We start from the raw sequence: 13,076 nt of genomic DNA, 5'->3' as shown, positions 1-13,076 counted from the left end.
CAATGCGGTTGTTTTGCGCCCGCGCCGCCCCGCGGCGACTAGGGTGATTACCCTATTTTTAGCACAAAAAAACTGCCCCCCGCAATGCGAGGGGCAGCCATCATTGGTAGCCGTACCGGCGGCGCCCGGTCTCCCGTCTTCTTCCCCGTGGGGCTGCGGGTGGTGGGGGACGAAGACCAGCCTCGAAGACCGTCCGTCCGCCTATACCGCCGCCAATGTCAGAAGCGGTAGCCAACGCCGATACCGACGATCCAGGGATCGAGGTTCACATTGGCGGTGACCGGCGTGCCGCCCGCATTGATCTTCACATCGGTGTCGAGCCAGAGCTTCTTCACATCGAGGTTCACGGACCAGCTGTCGTCGATCGCATAGTCGACACCGGCCTGCAGCGCATAGCCGAGGTTGTTTTCATAGTCGATCGAGGTGATCGAGGAGCCCGCATCCTCATTGTAGAAGATTGTGTAGTTGAGGCCCGCGCCCAGATAGGGGCTCAGACGCTCTTTCGGCATGAAGTGATACTGCACCGTCAGGGTCGGCGGCAGCAGGTTGACCTTGCCCAGATCGAGCTGGGCGGCGCCGACGTTCCACTTCACATCGTGACGGGTCGTCGCGGCGATCAGTTCCAGCGCGACGTTGTCGGTGAGGAAGTAGGTGAAGTCGAGTTCCGGGACATACTCGTTCGAGACATCGGGCTCGCCGGCAATGGAAGCATTGTCCGCGTTGTCGCGCGGGATGACGCCGATGGCGCGCGCCCGGATGACGAAGTCGCCCGCCGACTTGCCCTTGAAACCGTCAGCCGCCTGTGCAGCCGGCGCCACGGACGCCACGCCCGCCGCCAGCACCACGCCCAGCGCAATCTTGCCGAGTGCGGAATATTTCATGTTGCCTTTCATTTTCTTCTCCTTGAGACGGCACCGGAAATCGGTTTTCAGCCCCGCCGGTGCATTGCAATTCGTTCGGACACATCATCCGCCAAAGCCCATAAAAATTTAGTGGTCATTTGGTCGCAGTGGCATGGCGAGGTGTCGCACCCCTAGCTACAGGAACCGGCGCTCAAGGCATTGTCCGAGATCAAATCAGGCCGCGGCTCTGGCGAAGAATGTACATATAGGTGCGGATCTGCTGCACGAAATGAAGGGCCTGGCGGCCCCGGCCTCTTCCGTGGCGAAGCGTTGCATATATCTCCGGCCTTTGAAGCAGAGGCAGAACCTGCCGAAGGTCCGTCCACGAATTGGCATCGAGACCGCGCCGAGCGGCCAGAATGCGCGCATCCAGCAAATGGCCGAACCCCATATTGTAGGCGGCCAGCGCCATCCAGGTCCGGTTGTCTCCCTCGATCCCGTCCGGCAGCCTCTCCTCGATACCGGCGAGATATCTGGCGCCGCCATTCAAGCTCTCCACGGGATTGAGGCGATCTTCCACGCCGAGTTCATTGGCGGTCGGCAAGGTCAGCATCATGAAACCGCGCACGCCCGTGGGGCTCTGCGCCTTCGGGTTCCAGTGCGATTCCTGCCACGACATCGCGGCCAGCAACTCCCATGGCAAGCCGCTCTCCGCGGCCGCGCGACGAATCGCCTTTTCGTATTTCGGCAGCACATTCTCGATGGCGCGGCGGAAGCTGCGTATATCGACATAATCGAAAAGCGACAGGAAGCCGTGATAGCGGCGCTCCAGCCGTGCGACGAGCCCGGACTTCTCCGCCTCGGCGAACCATTCCGACAATTTGCCGTCCAGCTCTTCCTCGCCTTTGGGAAAAGCCCATCCGACCGGCTCGTCCTTCGACAGGTAGAACGCTCTCCTGAGTTCGATCCTGTAGGGCTGGGTGACCTTGAAGGTGATGCTGTTGGCGACGGTGCAATCGGCCTCGCCATCCGCGACGCGCGTGAGAAGCTCGTCGTTCGACGCATTCTCGACACTTATGTCGATCCCTTCCGAGGCCTCGGCCTTCTGCCGGAAGAGGTCCGCGCCATAGGTTCCCCCCGCCAGCAATATACGCCGCCCTTCCAGGTCCTTCATCGACCGGATGCGGCCTGCGGGCCGGCGGCAGGCGACAAGCTGGCGCACGGTTTCATAGGGTTGCGTGAAAGCGAAACGCTCGCGGCGCTCATCCGTGGCGACAATGCCGGCGGCTGCGATATGACCGGCATCGTTCGCCAATGCGTCGAGCAGTTCCGGCTCGGTGTCGTAGATACGAAAGACAATCTCAACACCGAGGGATTCCGCGAAATCCCTGGCCAGCGCATATTCAAAGCCGGTGGGGCCCGTGCTGCCTTCGTAATAAAGCGCGGGCGAGTTGCGGGTCAGAACGACAAGCCGCTCGTCGGAAAGGATGCCTTCCAGGCCCGGCGTGACCGGCGGCACGTAGAGCTGACGGATGACGGAGAGCGCAAGACCGAAAAGGATCACGCCCACGACCGGGAAATAGGGTCCATAACCGGCCGGCGTCGCCGGGAGGCGGGCCTTGAGCCATACGCCCATGGCGCGCACAACTCCGCTCATCCATGAAACTGCCGATTTCAGCGCCGCTTTCAAACCCTGCCCCGGATTTTGGATCCGGACGGGAGCCTAACACGGCCCCGCGCCGGCCACTCAAGACAGAACACGCAAAAAAGGGGTCCGGAAAACCGGACCCCTTTGCGAAGGCAGGAAAGTGCCCCGCCCTATTTTCCCTTGGGCAGTTCGTTGAACGCCTTGTCCTTGTCCACACGCACATCCTGCGGCAGGCCCAGCACGCGCTCGGCCACGATGTTGCGCAGGATTTCGTCGGTGCCGCCGGCGATGCGGTAACCCGCCGCGCCGAACCACTGCTCGGTATAGGCGCCTTCCAGCGGCGAGACATTGCGGTCGCGGATGATGCCACCCTGATCCTGCAGGTCCATGCCGAAGGAACCGAGATCCTGCATCTTCTTGGCCGCCACGATCTTGCTGATCGAGGATTCCGGGCCGGGGGTCTCACCCTTCGACAGCGCGGTCAGCGTGCGGAAGCGCGTGAACTTCAGGCCTTGGGCCTGCACATACCAATCGGCAATGCGCTCGCGCACCGCGCCATTGTTAATGGCGGGGCCGTCCGCGATATCGACATCGCGGGCGAGACGGATGAGATCGTCCACATCCGCATTGCCCTGGCTGCCGCCCACCGCGAGGCGCTCGTTCATCAGCGTGGTGAGCGCGACCTTCCAGCCGTCGCCTTCCTTGCCGAGACGCTGGCTGTCCTTCACACGCAAATCGGTGAAAAAGACTTCGTTGAAGCCGCTTTCGCCCGACATCTGCCGGATCGGACGCACTTCCACGGCCGGATCCTTCATGTCGATCCAGAACATGGTGAGGCCCTTATGCTTGGGCACATTCGGGTCGGTACGGGTCAGCAGGATGCCGTAATCGCAAAACTGGGCGCCGGAGGTCCAGACCTTCTGACCGTTGATGACCCATTCGTCGCCGTCCTTTTCCGCGCGGGTGCGCAGACCGGCAACGTCCGAGCCGCCCGCGGGTTCGGAGAAGAGCTGACACCAGATCTCCTCGCCGCGAATGGCGGGCTTCACGAAGCGCTTCTTGTGCTCGTCCGAGCCCCAAGCCATGACGGTCGGAATGCACATGCCCAGACCGATCGCGAAGATCGATCCGGGCACGTCGTATCTCGACTCTTCCTGACCGTAGATCACGCTGTGAATGGGCGAAGCGCCGGCGCCGCCCCATTCCTTGGGCCATGTGAGGGCCGCATAGCCCGCATCGGCCTTCTTGGCCTGCCATTCCTTGTTGCGCTTGACGACCTGATCCTGCGTCCGGTCGACATTGGCGTTCTTGGCTTCCGACTTCAGCGTCGCGTTCTTGCTCAGCCAGTCGCGAACCTCTGCGCGGAATTTGGCTTCTTCCGGTGTGTCGTTGAAATCCATGACGTTAATTTCCCTTTGCCGAATTCTGTTTTTGGTTCGCTCAGGCTGCGTTCTTCGCTTCGAGGCGCGAGACGAGCTTCTCCTTCCACTGGGCGGACGCGCCCACGGTGAGAGCCAGCAGCTTGGCGCGGCGGTAGTGGAACTGGCAGTTCGACTCCCATGTGTAGCCGATGCCGCCATGGGTCTGGATGTTCTCCTGCGCGCCGAAGACATAGGCGTCATTGCCCGCGATGCGCGAGGCGGCGGCGGCTTCGGTGAGTTCCGAACCCTCGTCGTTCAGCATCATGGCGCCGTAATAGGCGTTGGACTTGGCCAGTTCCTTCTTCACATACATATCGGCGAGCTTGTGCTTGATCGCCTGATAGGAGCCGATCTGACGGCCGAAGGCGTAGCGCTCCAGCGCATATTCCTTCGCCATTTCCAGCGCCGCCTCGGCACCGCCGACCTGCTCGAAGGCGAAAAGCACGGCCGCGCCGTCCAGCACGCGCTGGAGCTGCGACCAGCCCTGACCGGCCGGGCCCATCAGCTCGGCGGGCGCATCCTTGAAGGCAAGCTGCGCATGGGGCCGCGTCGGATCGATGGTGCGCAGGCTTTCCGCCGTGACGCCATCGCCTTTGAGGTCCACCAGCGCGAGCGAGATCGCGCCCTCGCCGCTGCCGCCGGAATTCACGACCACGACGGCGACATCGGCCGCTTCGCCATCGGCCACGGGCTGCTTCAAGCCATTGACCTTGCCGTTGGCGAACGCCGTTTCGATGTTGCGCGGGTTGGCGGCCTTGAGACCCTCGCCCAGGGCGAGCGTGCCGACGGCCTCGCCGCTGGCGAGCTTCGGCAGCCATTTCTGTTTCTGCTCTTCCGTGCCGAAGAGCTTGATCGCTTCCGCGGCGAGATAGATGGAGGAAGAGAACGGTACCGGCGCCGCGGCGCGGCCCAGTTCCTCGGCGATCACGCAAAGTTCCAGCGCGCCGAGGCCGAGGCCGCCATAGGCCTCCGGGATGGCCGTGCCGGTGAGGCCCATGTCCACGAGGCCCTTCCAGACGCCGGCATCATAGGCGTCCTTGCCTTCCAGATGCTTGCGCGCGACGTCATAGCCGCTCTTGTCGCCCAGGAACTTGCGTACCTGCTCCTTGAGCATTTTCTGATCGTCGGAAAAATCGAAATTCATAGTACCTCCCGCAAGGCCGGTAGCGGCGGAGCGTCGTCGCTGCCCGCCGGATCCGGCTCTTTCATGACTTTCCAGTCCGGAAAAATGGTCTTGTCGCCCGTCCCGGCAAGCGCCGGGGCGATCCGTTTGGCGCGCATTGTTCCCGGATTTCCACCATCTGAAAAGGCCCGCCTGTTTTACGTCGCGTCGGGCTTGAGGCGGCGGGGACGCCCGCGAACGGCCTCGTTCCCAAACTGCGAAACTCCGCGGTCTCCCATGGCGAAATATTCGTTTTCTTTAACAGCCTGCTAACCGGCCGTCGCCGATGATGCCCGAGGCGAAAGGTCGGGCTTAGGGGCAAAGGATATTGCGGGATGGCCAAGGCACAATTTCATAAGAACCAGCGCGTTTATGTCCGCCCCGTGGGCACATGGGCCGTGATCGAGCGGCTGGTGCCGCAATGGGTCAAGGACATGGATGAGCCCTTGCGCATCAATTACGATGTGGGTCTCGGCCGCGAGTTCCGGGCCAACGAACTCGAGACGGAGGAGAGCGAAGCCCTCACCCATCTCGATCCCAATATGGAAGCGTGGCATGTGCTGCGGGTGCCGAACAAATGGCGCTCGGACTCCGAATCGGCCAATCACCCCGTCCCCGGCACCCATCCCGTTATCGTGACGGGCGGCCATGAAGGCGGCGGCTGGCGCGTCCCCGGCATCGAATACGACCTCAATCCGGAACGCTGCGAGATACAGGCCCGGATCATGGCGGCAAGCCCGCAATTCATGGTGCTGCTGCAGCGGCTGATGGAAGTGGCCCGCAACAATCCGGAAAACCTGCCGGACGACGTCATGGACATTGCCAACGATGCCGCGGCAACCCTTGCGAAAGTGCTGCGCAAGGGCGCCGAAGACGAGGGAAACGGCGGCGCCTGACCCCATACGGGCGCTTCCCGATCCGTCCTCCCCGCCCCATTTCCGCCATGCGAATTGCGGAAGCTTTCCCGAACGATTATCTCCTGTTCACGGGCCGGTGCGCAGGGGCCTGGAAAAGCAGTTTGCCGCCAGTCCTGCCCCTTGCATATCCGCGACCCGATTGCCCCCCGGTTTCGAGTGATCATCGATGAAAAATGAAGACCCCCGCACCATCCGCCTTGCCGAATACACGGCGCCCGCCTTTCTGATCGACGAAGTGGCGCTCGACATCTCTCTCGACCCCAAGGCGACGCGGGTACATTCCAGGCTGACCGTGCGCCGTAACCCCGACAGCAAGGCCGCCGACGCGCCGCTGGTGCTCGACGGGGAAAAGCTGACGCTTCACGAGGTAAAGCTCAATGGTGAGACGGTGAGCCCGAACGGCTATCAGGTCGACGAGGCCCAACTCACCCTGTTCGATGCACCAGACGGCCCCTTCACCCTCGAAATCGTGACCGATTGCGCGCCGGAAGAAAACACGGCGCTGACCGGGCTCTATCTTTCCAGCGACATCTATTGCACGCAGTGCGAGGCGCAGGGGTTCCGCCGCATCACCTACTTCCCGGACCGGCCAGACGTGATGGCGACCTATCGCACGCGCATCGAGGCCAACAAGACCGATGCGCCGGTGCTGCTGTCGAACGGCAATCTGGAGGCAAGCGGCGATCTGGACGGTGGACGCCATTTCGCGGAATGGCACGACCCCTTCCCGAAACCCTCCTATCTGTTCGCACTGGTGGGCGGCAAGCTCGGCCATGTGGAAGACAAGTTCACGACCATGTCGGGCCGCGAGGTGACGCTTCGCATCTATGTGGAGCCCGGCAATGAAGACCGCTGCGCCTATGCGATGGAAGCGCTGAAGCGCTCCATGAAGTGGGACGAGGAACGCTTCGGGCGCGAATACGATCTCGACATCTTCATGATCGTCGCGGTGAGCGCCTTCAATATGGGCGCGATGGAGAACAAGGGTCTCAACGTCTTCAACGACAAATATATCCTTGCCCGCGCCGACACGGCGACCGATGCCGACTATGCCGCGATCGAGGCGATCATCGCGCATGAATATTTCCACAACTGGACCGGCAACCGCATCACCTGCCGCGACTGGTTCCAGCTCTGCCTGAAGGAAGGGCTCACCGTCTTCCGCGATCAGGAGTTCACCTCCGATATGCGCTCGCGGCCGGTGAAGCGCATTTCCGACGTGAAACTTCTGCGCGCGCATCAGTTCCCGGAAGATGGCGGGCCGCTCGCCCATCCGGTGCGCCCCGACGCCTATATCGAGATCAACAATTTCTACACGGCGACCGTCTACGAAAAGGGCGCGGAGCTCTGCCGCATGATCCATACGCTGGCGGGGCCGGAACGCTTCCGCAAAGGCATGGACCTCTATTTCGAGCGGCATGACGGCGAAGCGGCAACGGTGGAGGATTTCGTTTCCTCGCTGGCCGATGGCGCGGACCTCGATCTCGACCAGTTCATGCGCTGGTACAGCCAGTCCGGCACGCCGGAAGTACTCGCATCCGGTACCTACGATGCAACCCGGAAGAGCTACACGCTGACGCTGAGCCAGGTCTGCCAGCCGACGCCGGGCCAGCCCAAAAAGGCGCCCTATCACATCCCTGTCGCCATGGGGCTTGTGGGGCCGGACGGCAATGACATTCCCCTGCAGCTTCAGGGCGAGGATGCGCCCATCGGCCCTTCGCGCGTGCTGAACCTGACCGAGCAGGAACAGACCTTCCATTTCGTCAATGTGCCCGCGAAACCGGTGCCGTCGCTGCTGCGGGGCTTTTCCGCGCCGGTGAAGCTCAATGCCAATCTCAAGGAACGCGATCTCATGTTCCTGATGACGCATGACAGCGACCCGTTCAACCGCTGGGAAGCGGCGCAGCGCTATGCCACGGGACTTCTGATCGGCCTTGTCGGCGCGCAGGCCAATGGCGACAAGAACCGCCAGGGGACGGCGTTCGCCGACATGATCCGCGCCCTGCTCGCCGACAGCTCGCTCGATCCCGACTATGTGGCGCAGATGATCGTGCTGCCGAGCGAGCAGACGATTGCGCAAACCATCGGCAAGGATGTCGACCCGGACGCCATTCATGCGGCGCGGGAGACATTGCGCGGCTCCATCGCGGTGCAGCTTCGCGACGAGTTTGCGAAAACCTATGAAGCCTTCCGTGTCGACGGCCCCTACTCGCCCGATGCCGACCATGCCGGCCGCCGGAGCCTGCGCAATGCATGCCTTGCCTATCTGGCCGCCGTGCCGGGATCGCAGGACGGCGTTGCGCTTGCCCTCGCGCATTACAGGCAGGCGACCAACATGACGGACGCCATGGCCGCGCTCGGTGTTCTCGCCAATGTGGAGGAGCCCGCGCATGACGAAGCGCTTGCCGACTTCTATGACCGCTGGAAAGACAATCACCTGGTCGTGGACAAATGGCTCACCCTGCAGGCGCTCTCCACAAGGCCGGACACGCTGGACCGGATAAAACGTCTGACCACCCATCCGGCCTTCAACATCAAGGGGCCGAACAAGGTGCGGGCGCTCATCACCAGCTTCGCGGCGGCCAACCAGGTCCGCTTCCATGCCGAGGACGGCGCGGGCTACGAATTCGTCGCCGACAAGGTGCTCGAACTCGACCGGCTGAACCCGCAGGTGGCGGCGCGCATGCTCGGCAGTTTCAAGAGCTGGCGGCAATTCGAGGCCGGGCGCCGGGCGAAGATGGAAGCTGCGCTGAAGCGCATCGCCGAAACCGAGGGATTGTCCCGCGACGTCTACGAAATCGCGACCAAGACGCTTGCGTAAGCAAGATGGGATTTCGCCTGATCCAGTTGGCGAAAAATCGCCGAAAAGGCGCTATCCTGTCCATGCAATCGTCTGTGGACTGAGTCCGATTTGCATCGGTTAATGAAAAGTTAACGCGCGACTATGGACAAAGCCGTGCCCAACCCGAATCATCCCTTTCAAGTAACTGATTCGGAACGGCTATACAGGCAAGGCCATGGCGGACGCCAGCACCGGCAGACATGAGACGATAGGCAAGATGAGCGGCAGGCCCGCCATATGGGATTCGTCGCTCCGGCGGAACGGATGGCTCGGCATGTCTTCTGGAAAAGTCGCCCGCCTTCTGCTCGCCCTTTCCGGGGCCTGCCTTGTTGCGCTCAATGCCGCGCTTTATTTCGACGAGGGCTGGTCGCGCACGCTCGCCTTTTCCGGCCTGCTGTCGGCCGGCTATGTGGCGCTTGCCTGGCTCCTCGTGCATCTGCGCGAAAGCAAGCTGGAAGCGGAGGCCGCGCTGGTCGAAAACCAGCAGCGTTTCGACATGGCCTTCGCGGGCGCGCGCTGCGGGATCTGGGACTGGGACCTGACGGAAAACCGCGTCTACTGGTCGGCGGCGATGTTCGACATGGTCGGCCTCAAGCAGCCCTCGCGGCGCATGTCGCCCAATGAAGTGAAGGCGCTGACGCATCCCGACGACCTCGCCGCGATCGACGAGATCATGCAGGCGGCGAGCCGGCCTTCCCGCTCCTACGACACCGATTTCAGGCTGAAGCATGCCGACGGGTCGTGGGTCTGGGTGCATGCCAAGGGCCAGGTCTGGGGCGGCGGAAGGCTGGCCAGCGAACGGCTTGTCGGCATCACTATCGACATCACGGAACAGAAGCTCGCCGAAAAGCGCGTTTCGGAAGCGAATGAACGCCTGCGCGACGCCATCGAGAGCATCGGCGAGGCCTTCGTGCTCTGGGACGGCGACAACAGGCTGGTAACCTCGAACAGCAAGTTCGCCGAATTCCTCGACCTGCCGGAAAGCGACGTGGCGCCGGGCGTCACCCTGCCGGACCTCATGGCGCAAGCCTCGGTTACGGAAAGCTGGCCGCAGCCCGGCACGGGGCGCAATGAGAGCGTGCGCGAGATCCACCTGCCCAGCGGGCGCTGGCTGCAGATCAGCGAGCGCCGCACCAAGGATGGCGGACATGTGAATGTCGGCACGGACATCACCGACATCAAGACGCAGGAAGCACAGCTCACCGAGAGCAAGGGCGAACTGGAGCGCACCGTGCGCGACCTCGAGACCTCGCGCCAGAAGCTGCAGGAGCAGGCACGCCAGCTTGTGGACCTTGCAGAGAAATACGCGGTCGAGAAAACGCGCGCCGAAACGGCGAACCGCTCCAAGTCCGAATTCCTCGCCAATATGAGCCATGAACTGCGGACGCCGCTCAACGCCATTATCGGCTTTTCGGAAATGATGGAGTCGGAGCTTTTCGGCCCGCTCGGCGCGCCGAAATATCACGAATACACGCAGGACATCAAAGGCTCCGGGCAACATCTGCTTGAACTCATCAACGACATTCTGGACATGTCGAAGATCGAGGCGGGCCGGATGACGCTTGAAAAGGACGATCTCGACATCAACGAAGTGCTGGGCGAGTCGCTGCGCCTCGTCAGCGGGCGCGCCGAGGAAGCCGATCTCAAGATCGTCAACGAAGTCGCGGGCCTGCCCCATGCGCAGGCCGACAAGCGCGCCGTGAAACAGGTGCTGCTCAATCTGCTGTCCAACGCGGTGAAGTTCACGCAGGCCGGCGGCAGCATTCACGTTACCGGCAAGGCGGAGAACGGCATGCTCACCATTGCCGTGCGCGACACCGGCATCGGCATTCCGTCGAGCGCATTGCCCAAGATCGGCCGTCCCTTCGAGCAGGTGGAAAGCCAGCACAACAAGAAGCACAAGGGCACCGGCCTCGGCCTCGCCCTGTCGCGCTCGCTGGTGGAAATGCATGGCGGCGAACTCGGCATCGAGAGCATCGAGGGCGTCGGCACGACGGTGAGCTTCACGCTGCCGCTCTGACCGACCGTTGACTTGCAGTCCGGGTTCGGGGCCTTCATCCTTCGGGAGGGACGCTCGAGCGTCCTCCTCAGGATGAGGAACATCCGCTTCGTTCAATCCTCAGAGCAGACGAGGAGGCCATGGCGCAAGAGACGCAATCCAAAACGGCTCCCCATCCCCGCACCCTTTCGATCCATGTCGGCCATGAGCAGATCGTCATCGAGCGCATTTACGAAGTCGCCAGTATCGTCAACGACTTCATGATCGGTGCGTGGTTCCTCGCGGGCAGCATCCTCTTCTTCTGGGAAGAGACCACTTACGACGGAACATGGCTTTTCGTGATCGGCAGCGCGCAACTTCTCATCCGCCCGGCGATCCGGCTTGCGCGCCACATCCACCTCCGACGCGGCACGCCCAGCTATTCGCAGTGGTGAAATGGCTGCCCCGAAGGTTCCGCGCCCCGGCGAGACAGGGCGTCATGGTCAGCAATGCCTTTGCGTTACGCCTAATATGAGAGCGTAACGGCAATGGCCCCTCTCGCTCCGCGTTCGGATTTTCCAGGCAGGCGACGCAGCTGCCAACCCATATCGAAACGCACGGAGAGGTGTCGGTCCAGCACATAGCGCGCACCGACACCGGCCCCCTGAATGGAGGCCTGTTTCGAAACGCCGGATACCCGGTCGTGGCCGACAAGCCACGCATAATCCCAGAAGGCGACAAGCTGCGCCTGATCGCCGACACCGTTCACCGCATGACCGAGCAAACGGAACGAAGGCGAGCGCAGTTCGTTGGAGAGAAGGAGCCCCTGCGACCGGTTCACGGCGCGCTCTTCATAGCCACGCACGCTGTCCGTGCCGCCGGCGCCAAGCCGTTCGCTTGCCGGCAGATTGCCGTCGGCCAGCTGCGCCTTCAGGCGGGCAACCCAACTAGCGTCCATCGGCAGGCGCGTCACGCGGGTGACGGTGGCCGCGTCATACACATATCGCGCATCCACGTCCACCTGCCCCGCCGCTACGAAAGCACTGTCGGTATTGTCGCCGCTCATGCCGCCGGGGCTTAGATAGAGCGTATTGTTGAAGCTCGTCTGTCCCCAGTCGTCGGCCAATGTGAGGTCGTATCCCAGCAGGAACTGATCGACTTCCGTCTTGCTGGCGAAGACCTGCGTCCCGCCAAAGGAGAGGTCGTTGTTGGAGGATTTGTAGTCGAAGCCCGCCGTGACCGAGTGATTGGCCCAGTCCAGCGCGGGCAGCTCATGCCGATAGCGCAGGCTCGCCTGCCAGCTCTCGCCCACCTGACCGAAAAAGGGCCCGACATCCGGCACCTGCTGCACATAGGAGCCGAAGACTTCCAGCGTGTCGAGCCAGGGCAGCGGTACGGTGTAGGTCGCCGCATGCGCCATGAAACGGGGATCGTCCGGCAGGCCCGGCCCCCTGTCGCGACTTTTCAACAGATCGCCGCTGGTGGTGAACTGATAAGAAAGCCGATGTCCGGCCCAGAAGGCATTGCCCCAGTTGAACCCCGCGCTCCAGCGGTCGCGGCCCGTCACAGGCAGGCCGGTATTGTCGTAGCTTGCATAGACGCGCAGCGGGAAGCGATCCTTCACCTGCAATCCGATATCGGTCTCGCCGAAGGAGGCGCCGGGCTTCAACACCGCATTCACCTGACGGAACGGATTGGCGTTGAGCTGACTGAGGCCACGTCTCAGGCGGCCGACATCGATTGCCGTGCCCGGCTCCTGTGCAAGCCCGCCGCTGTACTGGCTCGCCGCAAACCACTCGTTGCCGCCGACATCGATCTTGCCGAGGCGGAACTCCATCACCAGAATCTGCACCGTGCCCGAGGTCACGTCCTGGGGCGGGAAAACGACATCGACGAGCGGCTTGCCCTGTGCGCGGAAGGCATCGACCACGGCACGCGATATGGCAGCGAGATCGCTCTGCCTCAGCGGCCGGCCGATAAAGGGGGACAACGCATCGCGCACGGCCGCAGCGTCGTCGCCCGACAGGGAGGAAATATCGACGCCCTGCTCCGTCACGCCGGCCTTGACGACATCGTCCGGCGCGGTGCGGACGACAATGCCTTCGAGCGACGGGAGGATCGTCCTGTCTTCGCCCGCGGCCTTTCCCGGCCCGGATGGTGAGGGCAATTCGAGCCCACCGCCCTCGCCGGCAGGCATTTCCTGCGGCGCCACGCGGTCGAAATCCTGTGCGAGCGCCGCGCTACCTGTCAGCGACGTCACGCACAT

Annotated in this window: 10 protein-coding genes; 4 read left to right on the top strand and 6 right to left on the bottom strand. The window is 62.8% G+C overall.

Annotation, left to right across the window (positions count from 1 at the left end; translation table 11 throughout):
• Window positions 1-218 precede the first annotated feature (218 nt).
• The 5 genes from FHS78_RS11320 to FHS78_RS11300 all read right to left on the bottom strand — a co-directional run bounded on the left by FHS78_RS11320 (window position 219) and on the right by FHS78_RS11300 (window position 5,192).
• Window positions 219-893: an OmpW/AlkL family protein gene (locus FHS78_RS11320; RefSeq protein WP_246220457.1), complete on the bottom strand. Its 675-nt coding sequence runs from the start codon at window positions 891-893 to the stop codon at window positions 219-221.
• 178 nt (window positions 894-1,071) lie between these two features.
• A complete protein-coding gene (gene mltF, locus FHS78_RS11315) occupies window positions 1,072-2,499 on the bottom strand; it encodes a membrane-bound lytic murein transglycosylase MltF (protein WP_167094282.1) in 1,428 nt (475 codons plus the stop codon).
• A 161-nt stretch (window positions 2,500-2,660) separates the two neighbouring features.
• Entirely contained in the window at window positions 2,661-3,890 is a 1,230-nt protein-coding gene (locus FHS78_RS11310; protein ID WP_167094280.1) for an acyl-CoA dehydrogenase family protein, read from the bottom strand.
• A 40-nt stretch (window positions 3,891-3,930) separates the two neighbouring features.
• Window positions 3,931-5,055, bottom strand: a complete 1,125-nt coding sequence (locus FHS78_RS11305; RefSeq protein ID WP_167094278.1) for an acyl-CoA dehydrogenase family protein — start codon at window positions 5,053-5,055, stop codon at window positions 3,931-3,933.
• Window positions 5,052-5,192, bottom strand: coding sequence for a hypothetical protein (locus tag FHS78_RS11300; RefSeq protein ID WP_167094276.1), 141 nt, complete (start codon window positions 5,190-5,192; stop codon window positions 5,052-5,054). Before FHS78_RS11300 ends, FHS78_RS11305 begins: the two co-directional genes overlap by 4 nt.
• 216 nt (window positions 5,193-5,408) lie before the next feature.
• Here FHS78_RS11300 and FHS78_RS11295 point away from each other — a divergent pair, with 216 nt between their 5' ends.
• The 4 genes from FHS78_RS11295 to FHS78_RS11280 all read left to right on the top strand — a co-directional run bounded on the left by FHS78_RS11295 (window position 5,409) and on the right by FHS78_RS11280 (window position 11,265).
• Complete coding sequence (locus FHS78_RS11295) at window positions 5,409-5,969, top strand: hypothetical protein (RefSeq protein WP_205305289.1); 561 nt, start codon at window positions 5,409-5,411, stop codon at window positions 5,967-5,969.
• Window positions 5,970-6,156: 187 nt separating this feature from the next.
• Window positions 6,157-8,811, top strand: a complete 2,655-nt coding sequence (pepN, locus tag FHS78_RS11290; RefSeq protein ID WP_167094274.1) for an aminopeptidase N — start codon at window positions 6,157-6,159, stop codon at window positions 8,809-8,811.
• Between the two features lie 295 nt (window positions 8,812-9,106).
• Window positions 9,107-10,852, top strand: coding sequence for a PAS domain-containing sensor histidine kinase (locus FHS78_RS11285; protein ID WP_167094272.1), 1,746 nt, complete (start codon window positions 9,107-9,109; stop codon window positions 10,850-10,852).
• A gap of 119 nt (window positions 10,853-10,971) precedes the next feature.
• Window positions 10,972-11,265, top strand: coding sequence for a YrhK family protein (locus FHS78_RS11280; protein WP_167094270.1), 294 nt, complete (start codon window positions 10,972-10,974; stop codon window positions 11,263-11,265).
• A gap of 71 nt (window positions 11,266-11,336) precedes the next feature.
• On the opposite strand, the gene FHS78_RS11275 is transcribed toward FHS78_RS11280, so the two are convergent.
• Entirely contained in the window at window positions 11,337-13,076 is a 1,740-nt protein-coding gene (locus FHS78_RS11275) for a ShlB/FhaC/HecB family hemolysin secretion/activation protein (protein WP_167094268.1), read from the bottom strand.

The sequence above is a fragment of the Parvibaculum indicum genome (assembly GCF_011762095.1).
Taxonomy (GTDB): Bacteria; Pseudomonadota; Alphaproteobacteria; order Parvibaculales; family Parvibaculaceae; genus Parvibaculum; species Parvibaculum indicum.
Note: the sequence above shows the minus strand (reverse complement) of the source record. Positions and strands in the feature narration are given on the sequence as shown.

Coding starts and splice junctions, on each gene's coding strand:
- FHS78_RS11310 (WP_167094280.1), bottom strand. CDS start 3,890: ATGGATTTCAACGACACACCGGAAGAAGCCAAATTCCGCGCAGAGGTT.
- FHS78_RS11275 (WP_167094268.1), bottom strand. CDS start 13,076: ATGTGCGTGACGTCGCTGACAGGTAGCGCGGCGCTCGCACAGGATTTC.
- FHS78_RS11320 (WP_246220457.1), bottom strand. CDS start 893: ATGAAAGGCAACATGAAATATTCCGCACTCGGCAAGATTGCGCTGGGC.
- mltF (WP_167094282.1), bottom strand. CDS start 2,499: ATGAGCGGAGTTGTGCGCGCCATGGGCGTATGGCTCAAGGCCCGCCTC.
- FHS78_RS11300 (WP_167094276.1), bottom strand. CDS start 5,192: ATGCGCGCCAAACGGATCGCCCCGGCGCTTGCCGGGACGGGCGACAAG.
- FHS78_RS11280 (WP_167094270.1), top strand. CDS start 10,972: ATGGCGCAAGAGACGCAATCCAAAACGGCTCCCCATCCCCGCACCCTT.
- FHS78_RS11295 (WP_205305289.1), top strand. CDS start 5,409: ATGGCCAAGGCACAATTTCATAAGAACCAGCGCGTTTATGTCCGCCCC.
- FHS78_RS11285 (WP_167094272.1), top strand. CDS start 9,107: ATGTCTTCTGGAAAAGTCGCCCGCCTTCTGCTCGCCCTTTCCGGGGCC.
- FHS78_RS11305 (WP_167094278.1), bottom strand. CDS start 5,055: ATGAATTTCGATTTTTCCGACGATCAGAAAATGCTCAAGGAGCAGGTA.
- pepN (WP_167094274.1), top strand. CDS start 6,157: ATGAAAAATGAAGACCCCCGCACCATCCGCCTTGCCGAATACACGGCG.